General features: G+C 46.7%; 14 protein-coding genes and 2 pseudogenes. 4 read left to right on the top strand and 12 right to left on the bottom strand.

The genetic code is table 11. The features are described from left to right. Both NFR98_RS15900 and NFR98_RS11400 read right to left on the bottom strand, forming a co-directional pair. Positions 1 to 84, bottom strand: a pseudogene (locus NFR98_RS15900) (Rpn family recombination-promoting nuclease/putative transposase); the annotation flags it as partial. A gap of 210 nt (positions 85 to 294) precedes the next feature. After that, complete coding sequence (locus NFR98_RS11400; RefSeq protein ID WP_014097456.1) at positions 295 to 2,391, bottom strand: transglycosylase domain-containing protein; 2,097 nt, start codon at positions 2,389 to 2,391, stop codon at positions 295 to 297. A 228-nt stretch (positions 2,392 to 2,619) separates the two neighbouring features. Between NFR98_RS11400 and NFR98_RS11395 the strand changes: the two genes are divergently transcribed. Beyond that, on the top strand, positions 2,620 to 3,123 hold the full coding sequence (locus NFR98_RS11395; protein ID WP_014097455.1) for a universal stress protein: 504 nt from the start codon (positions 2,620 to 2,622) through the stop codon (positions 3,121 to 3,123). 298 nt (positions 3,124 to 3,421) lie between these two features. Then, a pseudogene (locus NFR98_RS15780) lies at positions 3,422 to 3,502 on the top strand (YjcZ family sporulation protein); the annotation flags it as partial. 139 nt (positions 3,503 to 3,641) lie between these two features. Here the strand turns inward: NFR98_RS15780 and NFR98_RS11385 are convergent. The 7 genes from NFR98_RS11385 to NFR98_RS11355 all read right to left on the bottom strand — a co-directional run bounded on the left by NFR98_RS11385 (position 3,642) and on the right by NFR98_RS11355 (position 11,569). Then, positions 3,642 to 4,658 (bottom strand): ABC transporter ATP-binding protein, encoded by a 1,017-nt coding sequence (locus tag NFR98_RS11385; RefSeq protein ID WP_017551330.1) that lies wholly within the window; start codon positions 4,656 to 4,658, stop codon positions 3,642 to 3,644. A gap of 132 nt (positions 4,659 to 4,790) precedes the next feature. Continuing rightward, complete coding sequence (locus tag NFR98_RS11380; RefSeq protein ID WP_061577568.1) at positions 4,791 to 5,699, bottom strand: C40 family peptidase; 909 nt, start codon at positions 5,697 to 5,699, stop codon at positions 4,791 to 4,793. A gap of 164 nt (positions 5,700 to 5,863) precedes the next feature. After that, positions 5,864 to 7,474 carry a peptide ABC transporter substrate-binding protein gene (locus NFR98_RS11375; protein ID WP_046721103.1) on the bottom strand — a complete coding sequence of 537 codons (1,611 nt, stop codon included), beginning with the start codon at positions 7,472 to 7,474 and terminating at the stop codon, positions 5,864 to 5,866. Between the two features lie 97 nt (positions 7,475 to 7,571). Next, on the bottom strand, positions 7,572 to 8,579 hold the full coding sequence (locus NFR98_RS11370; RefSeq protein WP_017551332.1) for an ABC transporter ATP-binding protein: 1,008 nt from the start codon (positions 8,577 to 8,579) through the stop codon (positions 7,572 to 7,574). A gap of 5 nt (positions 8,580 to 8,584) precedes the next feature. Next, positions 8,585 to 9,538, bottom strand: coding sequence for an ABC transporter permease (locus NFR98_RS11365; RefSeq protein WP_014097449.1), 954 nt, complete (start codon positions 9,536 to 9,538; stop codon positions 8,585 to 8,587). Between the two features lie 146 nt (positions 9,539 to 9,684). Beyond that, complete coding sequence (locus NFR98_RS11360) at positions 9,685 to 10,614, bottom strand: ABC transporter permease (RefSeq protein WP_014097448.1); 930 nt, start codon at positions 10,612 to 10,614, stop codon at positions 9,685 to 9,687. A 250-nt stretch (positions 10,615 to 10,864) separates the two neighbouring features. Beyond that, positions 10,865 to 11,569 carry a gamma-glutamyl-gamma-aminobutyrate hydrolase family protein gene (locus NFR98_RS11355; RefSeq protein ID WP_046721104.1) on the bottom strand — a complete coding sequence of 235 codons (705 nt, stop codon included), beginning with the start codon at positions 11,567 to 11,569 and terminating at the stop codon, positions 10,865 to 10,867. A gap of 273 nt (positions 11,570 to 11,842) precedes the next feature. Between NFR98_RS11355 and corA the strand changes: the two genes are divergently transcribed. Continuing rightward, the gene (gene corA / locus NFR98_RS11350; RefSeq protein WP_014097446.1) at positions 11,843 to 12,793 is read left to right on the top strand and encodes a magnesium/cobalt transporter CorA; all 951 of its coding nucleotides are present in this window, start codon (positions 11,843 to 11,845) and stop codon (positions 12,791 to 12,793) included. 79 nt (positions 12,794 to 12,872) lie between these two features. On the opposite strand, the gene NFR98_RS11345 is transcribed toward corA, so the two are convergent. Next, positions 12,873 to 13,139, bottom strand: a complete 267-nt coding sequence (locus NFR98_RS11345) for a YhdB family protein (RefSeq protein ID WP_014097445.1) — start codon at positions 13,137 to 13,139, stop codon at positions 12,873 to 12,875. A gap of 372 nt (positions 13,140 to 13,511) precedes the next feature. Here NFR98_RS11345 and NFR98_RS11340 point away from each other — a divergent pair, with 372 nt between their 5' ends. After that, the gene (locus NFR98_RS11340) at positions 13,512 to 14,921 is read left to right on the top strand and encodes a SpoVR family protein (protein ID WP_071452027.1); all 1,410 of its coding nucleotides are present in this window, start codon (positions 13,512 to 13,514) and stop codon (positions 14,919 to 14,921) included. Between the two features lie 115 nt (positions 14,922 to 15,036). Here the strand turns inward: NFR98_RS11340 and NFR98_RS11335 are convergent, their stop codons facing one another. Together NFR98_RS11335 and NFR98_RS11330 are read right to left on the bottom strand one after the other, a co-directional pair. Next, the gene (locus NFR98_RS11335) at positions 15,037 to 16,020 is read right to left on the bottom strand and encodes an acyltransferase family protein (RefSeq protein WP_017551337.1); all 984 of its coding nucleotides are present in this window, start codon (positions 16,018 to 16,020) and stop codon (positions 15,037 to 15,039) included. A gap of 307 nt (positions 16,021 to 16,327) precedes the next feature. Further along, complete coding sequence (locus tag NFR98_RS11330; RefSeq protein WP_014097441.1) at positions 16,328 to 17,029, bottom strand: SGNH/GDSL hydrolase family protein; 702 nt, start codon at positions 17,027 to 17,029, stop codon at positions 16,328 to 16,330. Positions 17,030 to 17,332: the final 303 nt, after the last annotated feature.

Here is a 17,332-nt window from a genome sequence, read left to right as displayed (position 1 = left end):
CTCCTGAAAAAAGTTTTGGATCAGCTCCTTAAAAAAACGATCATGCACGTGATAACCGGCATGTTTTTCCATTACCAATTCCAATGGCAGCACTACTTTTCTTATTTTTCAGTTTTATTTTATAGGACAAAAGTCCGTTTTTCAAGTACTTTTCACTCTCGTAAGCTGCCGAGTTTAACGGCAAACAGGGGAAAAACATGCAGTCCCCGCAATCCTTTTTAAAAGCAATCAATCATTAAAGCCGAAATGTCTCACCTTGATGGAAGACATTTCGGCTTTATAAGTGTGTACTGTTTATTGACCAAGAATCCCTTTCAGCTGCTTTTTAATCTTATCTGTCGCACCTTTCCAAAATCCTTGGTTATCCTCAATTTTTTTCTGCAATTTATCGGCTTGTTCTTTTATCGCTTCATCGATGTTTTGCAGTTTTTCTTTTAACGGGTTACCGTTTTCCTTCTGGTCATTGATGGATTCCACCCCGAAGTCACCCGGTTTTGTATATTTCAGTGTGGCATTCATCACACCATTGAAAACCGGCACAATGCCCTGTTCACTCAGACCGTATAAATAATGGTTCCGGTCTGTCTGGTCATATCCCATCCAGACCACCCCGACAAGATTTGGCGTATAGCCCGCAAACCATTGATCCATTGTACCGTCGACCCCGCTGAACGGCAATTGGGTGGAGCCTGTTTTTCCGGCAATTTTATAGCCGGGGACCGCTACCCCTTTGCCGGTTCCGGATTCCACAACGTTCAGCAGCATAGATGTCATTTCCTGGGAAACTTTTTTCGATATGACCCTTTCCTGCTTGTCTTTATGCTCTGCCAAAACTTTTCCGGTCGGGCTCACGATTTTTGTAATGATGTGCGCTTCGGAACGTTTTCCGTTGTTTGGAAACGTGGTGTAGGCCTCTGCAATGTCTTCGGGGGAAACGCCGTTTTGAATATTCCCGAGCGCAATGCCGAGCTGCTTATCCTTCTTTGTGACCGGGATGCCGAATTTTTTCGCCGACTCGTACCCTTTTTCCACCCCGATTTTATTCAACAGCCAGACAGCAGGAAGATTAAGCGATTTTTCGACCGCCATGTACATCGGCACTTTACCGAGATATTGGTTGTTATAGTTTTTCGGCGCATAACCGCCTTTAAACGTCATTTCTTTATCTTCTAGCATCGAGTCGGGGCTGTACCCTTCTTCAAGCGCCGGCGTATAAACGGTAATCGGCTTCATGATCGATCCGGGTTGCCGTTTCAGCTGCGTTGCCCTGTTGAAGCCGCGGAATACTTTTTCTCCCCTTCCTCCGACAAGCCCGCGGACGCCGCCGGTTGACGGATCTACAAGTATTGCGCCGCTTTGGATGATCTGACCGGATGTGCCGGAAGGAAAGAGTGATGATTTCTGGTAAACATTTTCCAATGCTTTTTGAATATTTTGATCCATGGCGGTATAAATTTTATACCCTCTTGTTAAGATCTCTTCCTGTGTCAGTCCATACTGATCGATTGCCTCGTCCAGCACCGCATCGACGTAATACGGGTATTTGCCTGTCAGTGCATCTGTTTTTTTATCTTTTAGCACAAGCTTTTCGCTTTTTGCCTGTTTATACTCGGATTGCGTGATCATCCCGTACTCTTTCATGGCGAAAAGCACGACATTACGGCGGTGAATGGCGCGTTTATAATGACGGTACGGGTCGAGTGCATTCGGTGAATTAACAAGGCCCGCCAAAGTTGCCGATTCGGATAAGTCCAGATCTTCCACGTCTTTTCCAAAATATTTATTGGCCGCTTTTTCAACACCCCAGGCGCCTTCCCCGAAATAGACCTGGTTTAAATACATCTCCAAAATTTCTTTTTTTGTGTAATGCTTCTCAATTTCAATCGCCAAAAAAAGCTCCTGAATTTTCCTTTTTAATGTCCGTTCCGGGGAAAGCAGCGCATTTTTCGTTAACTGCTGGGTAATGGTGCTTCCCCCGGCAGCCGCCCCTCCGATCCGGATATCTTTTAAAAGCGCGCTCAAGGTACCGATGATATCAAACCCATGGTGTTTGTAGAAACGGTGGTCTTCGATGGCTACCACCGCATTTTGCAGGTCTCCCGGCATTTTTTTAATCGATACGCCTTCCGAGCGGTTTGCCGAAATTCTGCTTGCTGTGTCCCCGTCTTTGTCATAAATAACGGTCGTCTGTTCCAGCCCTTTTTTTAACTGCCCGACATTCGCGCTTTTTGCATAATAAGCAAAAAAAGCTAAAAAGCCAAGCAATGAAAGAGAAGCTGCCAGAATGATGATTTGAGTCATATGGGCTCTTTTCCAAATTTTTTTGAACCCGTCCCAAAACACCCGGAAATAAGGTTTGATTTTATCTATATAAGGTTTGAATTTGTTCATATCTGTTGATGTCCTCATCTTTCCCCAATCTGTGAACCTTCTATCTCAAACACCATGCTGATTTGCCCTTTAGCAAAAGGATATTATGAATGGCCGGAAAAATCAATGACAACTATAGAAAATACAGTGCTTTAAAACCGTAAAAATGCACTGAAACCGTTTTTTTCCTTCTGGTTCCGGGTAAAGAAAAGAGGGTGTTTCAAGCCATACATGAAAGGATGATGGTACATGTACAAGCATATTGCCATTGCATACGATGACTCAGAGGGGAGCCGGAAAGCGCTGGACAGAGCCTGTTCATTGGCCCTTGCCTTAAGAGATATAAAATTATCCGTTGTCCACGTGAACCAGGAAAGTGAAGTGGCAGCACCGGTACCGGATGAAAACATCGGCGTGCCGCCAACCATTTCCGTGCCGGGGCTGGACGGTCGGGTTTACCCGGTTGACCCACCGCCGGTTGATGAACCTTCCACACAGCAATTCATCTTAAACGATGCGGAGGAAGTCATGAATCATGCCCGCGAATTATTAGATGCAAAAGGGGTCAAAGCCGATACCCATATTTTAGAAGGCAAGGTGGCCGACAGCATCATTGATTTCGCCCGCAACGAGAATGTAGACTGCATCATTACTGGAAGCAGCGGAAAAAATGCTGTGAAAAGTCTATTCATTGGAAGTGTGAGCAAAAGCCTTGTAAAAAATGCGGAGGTGGATGTGCTTGTCGTGAAATAACCAACCATCGGCACCGCTAATGGCAAAAATGGAAGGGAAACAACTATTTTGACAATAGACAAAAAATTGTATCCCTATAAACGATAACAGATTGGCAAACATGATCGCATTCTGGTGGAAAACCGTGGCGGACGTACAGGAAAGTCGCAATTCCAGAATGCTTTTTTGTATTCTTTGATAAACGTCCAAACTTCTGTCTTCCGTCTTGCATACATTAACATTGCATGACGGAAAGATGGAGGTGAAAAATATGGGCTTTTGGGGCTGCGGATACGGCGGCTATGGCGGTGGCTATGGCGGCGGATACGGCAACAGCTTTGCGCTGATTGTTGTACTGTTTATTCTGCTGATTATTGTAGGTGCCGCATACCTGTTCTAAGAACCGAGGCCCGGCCTTATTGGGCTTGGGCCCGGCTTCTTTTTCCCAAACGCTTATAAGAAAACCATTCGTACGGTTTCTACATACCACTCCCGCGCTGTTCCACCGGCTTGCCGCAGCTGCATGTCTTTTCAAACAATCAAACTTTTCCTACCTGATTTGCACTGGAAGAAACGGTTGCTGCCGGACTGCCCTTTCCATCGTAAAGATGACATGCGACATAATGGTGGTCTTCAATCTCCAGCCATTCCGGTTTTACACTTGCACATATATCCATTGCTTTCGGGCATCTTGTCCGGAATACACACCCGCTCGGCGGCGTAACCGGGCTCGGGATTTCCCCTTTTAAAATAATTCTTTCCCTTTTATCTTCAATTTTCGGATCCGGAATCGGAATGGCCGACAGCAACGCTTTCGTGTAAGGATGCAGCGGTTTGCGGTACAGGCTCTTGCTCTCCGTCAATTCGACTAGATGGCCGAGATACATGACGCCGATCCGGTTGCTGATATGCTTTACCATCGATAAATCATGGGCAATAAACAAGTAGGTGAGGTTTTTTTCCCTTTGCAGTTTTTTCAATACATTGACAACTTGGGCCTGGACAGAAACATCCAGTGCGGAAATCGGCTCATCGCAAATCACAAACTCCGGGTCAAGCGCGAGCGCCCTTGCAATCCCGATCCGCTGCCGCTGCCCCCCGCTGAATTCATGCGGGTACCGGCCTGCATGCTCTCTGTTTAGCCCGACTTCTTCGAGCAATTCATATATTCTTTCAAGCTCTTCACGTTTGTTTTTATAAATGCCATGGACTTCAAGCGGTTCAGCAAGGATCTCGCGGACAGTGGAACGGGGATTCAGAGAAGCATACGGATCCTGAAAAATCATTTGGACATTTCTTTTCATCAGAAAGCGCTCCCGCTCATCCAGTGCGTGGATATCTTTGCCGCCGTAAAGGATTTGCCCTTCAGTTGGGGTGTAAATCCCCATCATCAGCCGCCCTGCCGTCGATTTTCCGCATCCCGATTCCCCGACAAGCCCGAACGTTTCCCCTTTATAAATATCAAAAGAAAGATCGTCCACCGCTTTTAAAAATTGTTTCTTTCCAATCTCAAAATATTTTTTGACATGCTTGACTTCCAACAGTTTTTCCATCATGGTGCACTCCCTTCACCCGGCTGCCGCAACCCGTATTGCTTTTGCGGCAGGTTTGCCGCATTCTTCCGGCCACCAACGCCGCGCTGCACTTCATTCGCAACCCGTGGCGTTACGGATTCCCATTGCGCGGCTTTACATCCAGTAACGCCGCGCACAGCATAGTTCTTTTTCGTAAATCGTTCCTTCCATATCCAGCAGTTCAACAGGCCGGCCTGTTTTCGGCGAGTGGAGCAGCTTCCCCTCCCCCGCATAAATCCCGACATGGTGGATGGCGCCTTTTCCTTCCTCATGGGCAAAAAATAAAAGATCGCCGGGTGTGATGCTTCCAAGCGGGACGGCTGCTCCTCCTTTTGCCTGTTCATGGGCGTCACGGGCAATGGTCCTGCCTGTCGCAGCAAGCACCATCGTATAGGAAAATCCTGAGCAGTCATAGCCGTATCCGCTCATGCCTCCCCATAAATACGGCAGGCCGAGAAACATTTTTCCTGCGTCAAGCATATACCTGTTCTGGCTGCCGGGACTGCTCCCCTTCAACTGCACATCTTGTTTTTTTAGCGATGCCGGGTTCCCGTGCACCGTTTTTACAACGAACTGGTCCTTTGTTTCATCCACTACAAAAAAGCGTGTTTGAAAGCTCACTTCAAATAAAGGGAGTTGATTTTCATCATAGAGCATTGCAAATGGTTTTTTGACGGCACAAACAGCAGCATCTTGCGGCCATCCTTCTCCCTGCTTCAGCTGGCAGCGGGGAACCCAGCCGGGATAGCCGTCCGGATGTTTGCTGGAAGGCTGTTCCGGAACAGAAATATACGCCCACTTCCCCTCTGTTTTGTGGACAATGACTTTCCGGCCGTAGAGCACCTGTGTCTGGATTTTATTTTTCCGCCAAAGTTCGTGCCGCTGTTCCAGTGAGAGGCTGGTGAGCCACTGCTTCATATTCGCCGGGTTCCGGAGGGCTTCTTCGTCTCCGGCACCCGGTGATTGTGCGGAAGTCCAAACGGTGGCGACAGGGGTATCTACCAAATAAACTTGCTTTCCCATGTTCAGCCCCCTTTCCCTCAGATTTCCATTTTGGGCAGTATCAAGCGGGGAACTCCCCCGCTTGATACTGCCCATTCTTTTTCATTCGTCCAGACAGCCGGGCTGCGGATAATGCCTGTCATATGGCTTTCACGGGCAAACCGTCCCCTGCCAAAAACAGAACATTATTTTACATTGGCCCATTTCAGTTCAAGATAGCCGACAGGATGGCGGACAATGCCTGTTACATGATCTTTTTGCAAAAATACCTGGTTGTAAAAATAGAGCGGGAAGATCGGCATGTCGTCAAACAGCATTTTTTCCGCTTCGTGCATCAGCTCGTAACGTTTCGTTTCATTGGTTTCATTTTTTGCCTGCTGGATCAACTGGTCATATTTCTTATTGCCCCATCCAGTCCTGTTCATCGCTTGCCCGGTTGTGAAGCTTTCGAGGAAGTTAATCGGATCCCCGTAATCAGCAAGGAATGAACTGCGGGACAATTGGAATTTCAATTTTTTCTGCTCAGCCTGGAAGACATTCCATTCCATATTGGCAAGTTTTACCTGGATGCCGAGATTTTCTTTTAGCATCTGTTGGATTGTTTCAGCAATTTTTTTATGAACCGGGTCCGTGCTGTAAGTGAGGGTGACCTCAGGCAGTTTCGTATACCCCTCTTCTTGCATTCCCTTTTTCAGGAGGGTTTTCGCTTCTTTTGCATTTGAAGTATACAAATTGCCGCCTTTTTTCCGGAAGTCGTTGCCGTCAGGTTCGGTAAACCCGTAAGAAACAAAACCGTAAGCCGGCTTTTCATCATTTTTTGTGACATATTTGACAATTTGTTTCTGGTCAATGGCCATCGCGAATGCTTTCCGGATATTTTTATTCTGGAACGGTTCTTTATTGACATTAAACCGGTAAAAATAAGTGCCGGCCTGGTCCTCTACTTTCACTTTTCCTTCCTTAAACAGCCGGGCTGCCATATCTGCCGGAACATCTGAAACATCCAGTTCCCCGTTTTGGTACATTTGGTATTCAGTGTTCGGATCGTCAACCTCCGCCCATTTCACTTTATCAAGTTTTACATTTTTGGCATCCCAATAGTTTTCATTTTTTTCCATGATGAAATGATCATCGTGTTTCCATTCTGTGAGCTTAAACGGCCCGTTCGAAACATACGTTTTCGCTTCTGCAAACCATTTCGGATTTTTTTCTGCCACTTTCTCGTTGATCGGGAAGAAAGCAGGGTTTGCGATGACGTTCAGAAAATAAGATTGCGGCCCGGTTAACGTGACTTCCAGTGTTTTGTCATCGGCCGCTTTCACTTTGACGCCGTCTTTTGATCCTTTTCCGGTGTTATACGCCTCCCCGCCTTCAATAAAGTATCCTAAAAATGCGGCAGGCGAAGCAGTTTTCGGGTCGAGCATTCTTTTCCACGCATATTCAAAATCACCCGCTGTCACCGGATCCCCATTTGACCATTTTGCATTGTCCCGGAGGTGGAACGTATACGTCTTGCCTCCATTTGTGACATCCCAGCTTTTTGCAATCGCAGGGTGCGGCTTATTGTCTTTGCCGAGGCGGACAAGCCCTTCCATTAAATTGTTCAGTGCATTCCATGAAACGGAATCGAACCCGATTGGCGGGTCAAATGAGGTGGGCTCAGACCCATTGTTTAAATTTAATACCTTTTCTTTGCTGCTTCCACCCGGACTGTTTTTTGAGCTTGACTGGCTCGTACAGGCAGCAAGCGAAGCAATAAGCGCCAAACTGACAATCATACTCCAAAATTTCTTCATACATTTCCCCCTTTTCTTTTCCGCATTGCGGGCAGCCCTGACCCGTTTGTCCCCCTTGCAGTATCCGGGCGCCGTAAATGCCTGTTTTCTATTTCATCTACAGGCGTACACCCGTAGTTGAAAACGCAAATTTTGCCCGTTCGTCCTGCAGCCAACAATAAACCTGATGGGAAGCTGATTTTTTCGTGCGAAAAGGTTCCACACGGCTGCATACTTCCATTGCCATTGGGCATCTCGCCGTAAACGGGCAACCGGGAGGCGGCGCAAATAAATCCGGCGGCGTACCGGGAATCGGAATCAGTTCTTCCTCTTCCATATCAAGCCTTGGGACCGAGTTTAGCAATCCTTTTGTATAAGGGTGTTCCGGATGATAAAAGATTTCTTCTCTTGTGCCGGTTTCGACAATCTTACCGGCATACATCACCGCTATCCGGTCGGCAACCTGGGCCACAACACCGAGGTCGTGCGTGATCAAAATAATGGATACGCCCGTCTCCCGCTGGATTTTCTTAAACAGTTCAAAAATCTGCGCTTGAATGGTGACATCCAAAGCAGTAGTCGGTTCGTCCGCGATAATGATCTCCGGATTGCAAATCAAAGCCATCGCAATCATGATCCGTTGGCGCATGCCGCCGCTGAACTGGTACGGGTATTGTTTTAACCGTTCATGCGGGCTCGGAATGCCGACCATGTGCAACATGTCAATGACCGTTTTTTTCGCTGCCTCGCGGGATAGATTTTGATGCTCCTGAACCGCTTCAAGCAACTGGTTCCCGATGGACAAAGTTGGGTTCAGACCTGTCATCGGATCCTGGAAGATCATGGAGATTTCCGCCCCGCGGATTTTCCGCATTTGCTTTTCGCTGTATTTTAAAATATCCGTTCCTTTAAAGTGGATCGAGCCGCTTAATTGTTTCACATTATTATTGGGAAGAAGCTTGAGGATCGCTTGCGATGTCACGCTTTTGCCGCATCCGGATTCACCGACAATGGCAAGCGTCTCGCCTTTGTTTAAATAAAAGTTCACCCCGCGCACAGCCTGCACCGTTCCGCCGTATGTCGAAAACGAAACGTGCAGGTCTTCCACTTCCAGAATCTTGTTCATTTCCGTCACCTCCTCAGCTTCGGATCGAGCGCATCCTGCAGCCCGTCGCCAAGCACATTAAATGCGAACATCGTCAGCGAAATAAAGAATGCCGGGAAAAATAAGCGCCACCACTCGCCCGTTAAAATCGCCGACAACCCGTCATCCGCCATCACGCCCCAGCTCGCATGCGGCGCCTGAACCCCCAATCCTAAAAAACTGAGGAATGCTTCACTGAAAATGGCACTTGGCACGGTCAGCGTCATTTGGACAATAATTGGGCCCATTGTATTGGGGAGCAGGTGTTTGCGGATGATCCGTGACGTTTTGGTGCCGAACGTTTTGGAGGCCATTACAAATTCATAGTTTTTTATCTGTAATACCTGGCCGCGGACAATCCTGGCCATGCCGACCCATCCTGTTACGGTAAGCGCAACAATAATTGTGCCGAGCCCCGGCCCCATCACAACCATCAACAAGATCACAACAAGCAAATAAGGAAGGCCGTACAGCACTTCAATAATCCGCATCATCACTTGGTCGGTGCGACCGCCTTTGTAACCTGCAATACCGCCGTATATCACCCCAATGAAAAATTCAATGATAGCCGCCATAAACCCGACAAACAGCGAAATACGCGCGCCATACCATGTTCTTGAAAACATATCGCGCCCGAGCTGGTCGGTCCCGAACCAATGCTCCTTGGAGGGCGGCAAATTCTGGTTCGTTAGTGACAGTTTCGTCACGCTTTCAGGTGCAATCAGCGGGCCGATGATGGCCATCATGATCAAAAGAATCAGCACGACAAGGCCGAGCATCGCGAGCTTATTTTTGGCAAGCCGGTTCCATACATCATGCCAGTATGATATGCCCGGCCTGACAACGGCTTCCTGCATTCCGGCTTCTTTCTTTTTCGGGACAAACCATTCATCCGGAATCTCTGAAATGGTATCCACTCTATCCTGATTGGCTGTTTGCAAGATGTCCACCCCTTATTGCTCTATTTTATGCACCAGATTTTGTGAATCGGGACGATGGTTGTTTTTGCTCGCCTGCACCTTGTGTTACGAAAAGCCAAGGCCCGATACTTATGTAAAGCCGGGCTGCTTCTTTTCGAAACCAGGGCTCACTGTTCTTTTTTATGTAATTTGATCCGCGGATCGAGAATGCCGTACGCGATATCCACGAGAAACAGCATAATAATCAAAAAAATGCTGTAAAATACGGTTGTCCCCATGATGACAGGATAATCCCGATTATTGATGCTTTCGACAAAATACTTTCCCATGCCCGGAATGGAGAATATTTTTTCAATGACAAAGCTTCCCGTCAAAATGCTCGCCGTCAATGTCCCTAAAATGGTAATAACCGGCATCAGCGCATTTCTGAGGGCATGTTTGATGATAATTTTAACAGGAGAAAGACCTTTTGCACGGGCGGTTTTGATGTAATCCTGCGTCAGCACTTCCAATAGGCTTGACCTTGTCAGGCGGGCGATGATGGCCATCGGGCTGACTGCCAAGGCGGCAGTTGGCAGGATCATATGCGCCGGGGATGTCCACGTTGCAGCCGGCAGGATTTTCAGATTGACCGCAAACTCCTGGATTAACATCGTTGCCAGAATAAAGTTCGGAATCGAGATGCCAAGCACGGCGATGGTCATCGCCAGATAGTCGATGATGCCGTTATGTTTTAATGCAGCAAAAACGCCAAGCACGATGCCGGATAAAACCGCAACCAGAAGTGCTGTCATACCAAGTTCGAATGAAACCGGAAAGCCCCTGCCCAGCATGTCGTTTACCGTCTGGGACGGCTGTTTGATGGACGGGCCGTAATCAAATAAAAGAATGGATTTCACATAATACAAATACTGGATATAAACCGGCTGATCCAGATGGTACTGCGCCTCCATATTTCTTTGCACGGCTTCGGATGTATTGCGTTCTTGGTTAAAAGGCGATCCCGGAATGGCCTGCATCATGATAAAAGTCAGGGTGGTGATCACCCACAGTGTGACAACCATGGCGGCAAGCCTTTTGAGTACATACTTTGCCATACGCAGACACCTTCTCACGTTTAAAATGGGCATACTGTTGTGGTATATTTTTATTATTAAATAAATAGACGAAAAATTCAATAGCGTTCAATATTTATTTTAATTCCACAATAGCAATATTTTCGGAATACAGGAAGCGCTTTTATTTTTTCTTGTTCTCCACCGGTAGAAGACAGGAGTTAAGCAAGCGCCTGCAAATTTTCCGGTTTAAAAAATACGAGGAGGCAAGCATTTCATAACAGCAAACGGACTAAACGGTTTTACAGGAAGCGATAAAGGCGGAAAATATTTTCAAGGAAACAGGATCCTTTATGGCGGCCAAAGCTTCAGGATGCCACTGAACGCCAATCATAAAACGGGCATTGCGATTTTCCACCGCTTCAATGATTCCATCAGGCGCACGAGCAGAAACCATAAGCGGCGCTTTCACGGTCCGGACTGCCTGGTGATGAAAAGAGTTTACTTTCATCGTTTCGCTTCCGGCCCATTTTTCCAGTAAACTTCCCGACAAAACATGGACCGTGTGGGAAAGATGGGAACGGGCGGCCCGCTGTTTGTGCTGCAACAGCGGGGGTTTTCCCTGGCTGTAAATATCCTGGAACATATCCCCGCCGGATGCAACAGCGAGAATCTGGATGCCCCTGCAAATGGCGAGAATCGGCACATCCGCCTGAATCGCAAACCGGCATAGCGCAATCTCAAATGCATCGCGGCCGGGCTCAATTTCACCGAGCCCCGGAACCGGCTCTTCCCCGAACCAGGATGGATCTACATCACCTCCCCCGGAAAGCAGAATTCCGTCCGTTTTGGACAATAATAAAGGGATGTCCGCTTCACCGCCGGCCGGAAGCAATACCGGGACGCCGCCCGCCATGCGGACAGCCTTGATGTAGTCATCAGCCAAATACTGGGAAGTCTGATTGGCACTGCATGTAATGCCGATCACCGGTTTCATTTTTCATCATCCTTTCGCATTTTTTGTATCAACAGCACGGGCGCCTGTCTTTGCGCCCGGTTTTTCTGCCAGGCCCAGCGTGAATGGCCGTGACGTTTATGTTCTTGCTGCTTTCGATATCGCGGATGCCCTTCTTTTTTCGCGCCCGTTATCCCGAAAAAAAGACGAGCGAATTGCCTTTCATTTTGATTTAATGCAAGGCCGTCTGCGACATAGTAAAATAATGCTAAACGGACGATTGGCAAACCTCATGTGAAAAGGATGTGCCTTTTTATGATACATATTATGGCGATGACAAAAGAAAATGTACTGAAAGCCCCCGCTTCCATTGAAGAATTGGAAGGGACCAGCTGGAAATGGTATTGGATTGATTTCGACCAGCCTTCACAAGAAGAAATATTAAAACTGCGCCATCCGCTCGGTTTCCATCCGCTGGCCATCGAAGACTGTATTCATAAGCTGCAACGGCCGAAACTGAATGATTACGAAGACCATGTCTTTTTTGTATTCCAAAGCCTGAATCCCGACAGGCTGCAGAAAGAAGAATTGAACCTGTTTCTCGGGGAGCATTTTGCCGTGACCTTTCACCATCTCCCGTCAAAAGAAATCAGCGAAGTGCGGGATAAGCTGAAAAAAACGGATAAACCGGGCAAATGGGGGCCGGCCATTATTCTTTATGAAGTACTGGACAAGATTGTCGATCAATATTTTCCTTATTTGTATAAGATTGAAGACCGTCTGAATGAAATTGAAGATAACTCAAAAAATGAATCGATGGAGGATCTGCTTACAAGCCTGTATTCAACGAGGCATGATTTGCTTGTGTTAAGGAATACGATTATGCCGATGACGGATCTTGTGTACCGGATGCTGAATTCCCATACGATTCCAGGCATTCAGGAAAAACGCGCGTATTTTCATGATATCCATGACCACTTGCTGAAACTATCCGGGATGGTGGAGTCCAATCGTGAGTTTACGACCGATATCCGGGACAGTTATTTGTCTTTAAACTCACACCAAACGAACCGGGTAATGAAGATTCTTACCATTTTCACTACGATTTTTATGCCTTTAACTTTTATTGCAGGGGTGTACGGCATGAATTTCAAATATATGCCCGAACTGGAATGGAAATACGGTTATTTCGCTACCCTTATTGTCATGTTTCTGATCGGCGCCGGCATGACTTACTGGTTTTTCAAAAAAGGCTGGCTGAAATGAATTTGCAAACACCCCGCATCCGCCCAGAATAAAGCAGGACTGGAACAAGGTGCAAAGCAAAAAAGCGGAGGCGCCTTTTTCAGGCATGGCCTCCGCTTTGGTACACAAAACCCGGTTCCGCCCCGCTCCGGTCCGCCATTTCGTTGGCATGGTCAATATAGCGGTGCAGCGCAAACAGGCATCTTTCAATTACGTTATAGTCATGCGAAAAATGATAAGCATGTAAGACATGCTCAATTTTTTTGGAAAGAAAATCATCTTTCGTCCGCACCATCAAAATCAGCAAATTATCCCATTGCGAGCGGTGTGTGTAATATAAAGCGCGGTCATAATCAATGGGATTCATCCCGGCTCCCCCTTTCTTGTGCATTTGCTTGAAAAAAGCAAATCCTAATAAAAGGAGTCAACATTATTGTATGTGTTTTTCCTGATTTTGCGCGCTGAAAAACTTGCCTGGAGGGAAAACAAAAGGCTGTTATCATTTGGAATGCATTTTGCTGGTTTTCAGCCCGTGGCAAGCTTTTATGCAGCCGGGTCAGAATCATTCGGATCTTTTTTACCGGAAATAACGGGTGATTTCCAGTGCTTTGTCGCCTGCTCGTGCGCGGGCTGTTTCATTTCTCGTGATCATGCGAAAATCCTTCTTTGTGTCCTCATGTTTTTTCCCTTTCATTCATACATTGGAAAAAAGGGTGACTTTTAAAGGGAGGAACATTTCATGCGTGATCATGAAAGCCTGCAATATGCGATTGATGAGATAACGGAAATCGCGTCCGGTTTTGGGCTTGACTTTTACCCGATGCGCTACGAAATCTGCCCGGCGGATATTATTTATACTTTTGGCGCTTACGGCATGCCGACCAGGTTTTCGCACTGGAGTTTCGGTAAGCAGTTTTTCAAAATGAAGTTACAGTATGATCTCGGGCTGAGTAAAATTTATGAGCTTGTCATCAATTCCGATCCGTGCTACGCCTTTTTGCTGGATTCCAACACGCTTGTTCAAAACAAGCTGATTGTGGCGCATGTTTTGGCGCATTGTGATTTTTTCAAAAACAATGTCCGTTTTCAAAACACGAAGCGTGATATGGTGGAGAGCATGTCTGCAACGGCGGAAAGAATCCGGGCATATGAGCTGAAATACGGTAAAAAGGAAGTGGAGCAATTTATTGATGCCGTGCTGGCAATTGAAGAGCATATCGACCCGTCGCTCATGCGGCCGAAATTGAACTGGAGCATGGAAGACGCGGAAGAATGGGATGAGGAACCGAAACGCAAAGAGGGACCTTATGATGAATTATGGTCGCTTGATGAGAAAAAGCCGGAACAAAAAGCAGTGAAAAAAACGAAAAAGTTCCCGCCACAGCCGGAAAAAGATATTGTCCTTTTTATTGAACAATACAGCCGGGAATTGACGGAATGGCAGCGTGACATTATGACCATGATCCGCGAAGAAATGCTCTATTTCTGGCCGCAGCTCGAGACAAAAATCATGAATGAAGGGTGGGCCTCTTTCTGGCATCAGCGGATCATGCGCGAACTTGATTTGACAACAGATGAAGCAATTGAATATGCGAAACTGAATGCGGGCGTTGTCCAGCCGTCCAAAACCAGCATCAATCCGTATTATTTGGGAATCAAAATTTTTGAAGATATTGAAGAACGCTGGAACAACCCGACGGAAGAAATGAAAAAACGGGGCATACGGCCTGGGACCGGGCGTGAAAAAATATTCGAAGTGCGCGAAATTGAAAGCGATATTTCATTTCTGCGCAATTACTTGACAAAAGAATTGGCCACAAGGGAAGATATGTATTTGTTCCAAAAACAGGGGCGGGACTATAAAGTGGTGGACAAAGAGTGGGAACATGTACGCGACCAGCTTGTCAGCATGCGGGTAAACGGCGGTTTCCCATATTTGACCGTTACGGACGGAGACTACCGGAAAAACGGGGAATTGTATATTAAACACTGGTATGAAGATATTGAACTTGATTTAAAATACCTGGAAAAAGTGCTGCCCTACCTTTACCAGTTATGGGGCAGAAATGTCCACCTCGAAACGGTTGTGGAAGAAAAGCCGATTGTCTTCTCTTATGACGGAAGAAGCGTGCAACGGAAATACATGTAAAAAACACGAGCCCTCCGCTCAATAAAAAAACAGCTTTCATGATTGGGACGCAGCATACCAAAAAGCGGCGAAAAACCATTTGATTTTCCGCCGCTTTTTAGCTATTTTATTTTTTCTACAACCGGAATTCAATAATCGGCCTTGTAAATTTCCGGATATAGTAACTGCCGAGAAATAAACAGATGCCAAGTGAAAAAACAATCAGCAACAGGTAATTGCCCGCCAGCCAGTCAAGCACATTGGGGGAAGCGGCTGCTTCTATTGTCTTAATGATAAAACCGTGCAGCAAATACACATAGAGCGTACGCTCGCCAATTTTTGTCCACTTGTACCCTTTGCTCGGGATTAACAGGAAGAACCCGAGAATGACAAGCAGCGTGACAGCATATTGGGCCAGGCGGATTAGCCCGCTAAACCAATATTCCATCCCCATGCCGGCGTAAGAGGTATCGCCAAGGAGCCACGGCACAGCATCTTTCGGGAAAAACTGGCCGGTTGCAAGCGTGACGGCACACAAAATCAAAATGCCGGCTGCCGGCGCGTAAGGTATATTGCGGATTTTTTGCAAATGCTTCCCTTCCAGCAAAAATCCGAGCAGAAAATACGGAAAAAATACGAACGTGCGGGAGAGGCTCAGAAAACTTCCGGCCTCATCCCAGTAGCCAATCCCTATGCCGAGCGCCGCCGCAGCCGCGAGACCGAAAAAGTGGAAGCGGGCAAACAGATGGAGCAAAAGGTTCCAAAAAAACAAGCTCAGCAAAAACCATAATGTCCAGTGCGGTTTCAGAAAATTTACTGTCAGGTGCGATTCTTCGCCTGTATAGTAATAATAAACGGAATAAATACATTGAAAAATGAAATACGGGACCAAAATCTTTTTAAAGGATTTTGAAATATGGCCTTTTTTTCGGTATCCTTTTGAAAAATAGCCTGAAATAAGAATAAATGCTGGCATATGAAACAGGAAAATGACGGTATACAGCGTAAAGAGGAAATTGTCTTCGGTTTTAAACGGGCTGATCAGATGCCCGAGAACGACAAGATAAATCAGAATAAATTTTGCATTGTCAAAATACGAATTTCTTTTTCCTGCTGACATCTGCCATCCCCCGTTCCTGTTGTACAGCAAGTATTGCGATGTCGACGTCTTCCGTTTTCTATACCCCCTGTACGGGAAAATGAATCAATATTCATGCAGGAAACCCTGCGGTTCCTATTATACAAACTTTATATTACAAAACGGTAAAAATTTATTTAAACCATGAAGATTTTTAACAGCATTGCAAAAAGGCCGGTCACCGGCCTTTTTGATCACAAATATGGTTGGTTTGTTTTGTGCAAGGGGCGGGCAGCATCTGTGACGTTCGGTCAAACCGCCGGAAACCCCTCTTGCCTGCTTGTATTGCTTAAATTCCGCTCCCGGCTTTTTGCCCGGCAAATTGCGCAGTTAAATCCGTGTAAATTGTTTTCGCCATTACTTTATAACCTTCTGCTGTTAAATGGATGCCATCATCACTGATCAAGTCCTTCAGGTCACCGGCTTTTTTGATCGCTGTCCGGACATCAATGGCCGGGACGTTCAACTGGTTGATGAGTTTTTTCAGGCACCTGTTATATTGGCCGTGCCAGTGTTCAATACCGCCCGACAATCCGATCCAGTGGCCGATGCTTTTCCCAAAGCGTGCACTGATGGACTGGTAGTAGCGTTTCGGGTCAAGCGGCGGGAGCGTCAGCAAAATGGGCGTAATGCCCTGTTCTTTTACGGTTTTGACTAGATGCCTGATATTGTTCGCATATCGCTCAAGGGGTACAACCGGGACATGCGTATCATCCGGTTTCTCTGCTACTTCGTTCCATTTGAAATTGCAGTCATTACCGCCAATACAGATCAGCACGGCATGGGGATGCTCGCCGATCACATCCTTGTCGAGACGCCGAACAAGCAGGTCGGAATTATCATTGAACACGCCTTTATTAACAATCTCTGTGCTGCTGTCACCAAAATACTGCTGAAGTACTGTGGGATAATTGTCTTTTAAAATCCGGAGCCTTCCTTTTATACAAGTGACACCTCTTGTAATACTATCCCCGAAACAAACAATTTTCATTTGAGGCCCTCCCTTGAATGCATAATCATGCAAAAAGTCAGAATGATAGACATATTTTATTGTAAACTTGCCGGGCTTATTCGACAAGTGATTGTACTGCCCGCGGGCGAACGCTCTCCGCTTCTCATTGTCCAGGTGCGGGGGCTGTCGGCTTGTGAATTTCCAGTCCCCTCTCCTACGATAGGCGGGCGACGATTCATCGTGTTTCCTTTCGCTCGGCCGAAGACGATAAAATCCGTACGCCGCTGTACAGTCGCCTCCGCCTTTCTTTGTCCGGCTGTTGCTCCTAGCCCATCGAGTGGA

It is taken from the genome of Weizmannia agrestimuris, from assembly GCF_943193165.1.
Lineage (GTDB): Bacteria > Bacillota > Bacilli > Bacillales > Bacillaceae_C > Weizmannia > Weizmannia faecalis.
This window is presented reverse-complemented; position numbering and strand designations above follow the sequence as displayed.

Excerpts from the sequence above, each read along its gene's own strand:
- NFR98_RS11400 (WP_014097456.1), bottom strand. The coding sequence starts at position 2,391 with ATGAACAAATTCAAACCTTATATAGATAAAATCAAACCTTATTTCCGG.
- NFR98_RS11395 (WP_014097455.1), top strand. The coding sequence starts at position 2,620 with ATGTACAAGCATATTGCCATTGCATACGATGACTCAGAGGGGAGCCGG.
- NFR98_RS11385 (WP_017551330.1), bottom strand. The coding sequence starts at position 4,658 with ATGATGGAAAAACTGTTGGAAGTCAAGCATGTCAAAAAATATTTTGAG.
- NFR98_RS11380 (WP_061577568.1), bottom strand. The coding sequence starts at position 5,699 with ATGGGAAAGCAAGTTTATTTGGTAGATACCCCTGTCGCCACCGTTTGG.
- NFR98_RS11375 (WP_046721103.1), bottom strand. The coding sequence starts at position 7,474 with ATGAAGAAATTTTGGAGTATGATTGTCAGTTTGGCGCTTATTGCTTCG.
- NFR98_RS11370 (WP_017551332.1), bottom strand. The coding sequence starts at position 8,579 with ATGAACAAGATTCTGGAAGTGGAAGACCTGCACGTTTCGTTTTCGACA.
- NFR98_RS11360 (WP_014097448.1), bottom strand. The coding sequence starts at position 10,614 with ATGGCAAAGTATGTACTCAAAAGGCTTGCCGCCATGGTTGTCACACTG.
- NFR98_RS11355 (WP_046721104.1), bottom strand. The coding sequence starts at position 11,569 with ATGAAACCGGTGATCGGCATTACATGCAGTGCCAATCAGACTTCCCAG.
- corA (WP_014097446.1), top strand. The coding sequence starts at position 11,843 with ATGATACATATTATGGCGATGACAAAAGAAAATGTACTGAAAGCCCCC.
- NFR98_RS11345 (WP_014097445.1), bottom strand. The coding sequence starts at position 13,139 with ATGAATCCCATTGATTATGACCGCGCTTTATATTACACACACCGCTCG.
- NFR98_RS11340 (WP_071452027.1), top strand. The coding sequence starts at position 13,512 with ATGCGTGATCATGAAAGCCTGCAATATGCGATTGATGAGATAACGGAA.
- NFR98_RS11335 (WP_017551337.1), bottom strand. The coding sequence starts at position 16,020 with ATGTCAGCAGGAAAAAGAAATTCGTATTTTGACAATGCAAAATTTATT.
- NFR98_RS11330 (WP_014097441.1), bottom strand. The coding sequence starts at position 17,029 with ATGAAAATTGTTTGTTTCGGGGATAGTATTACAAGAGGTGTCACTTGT.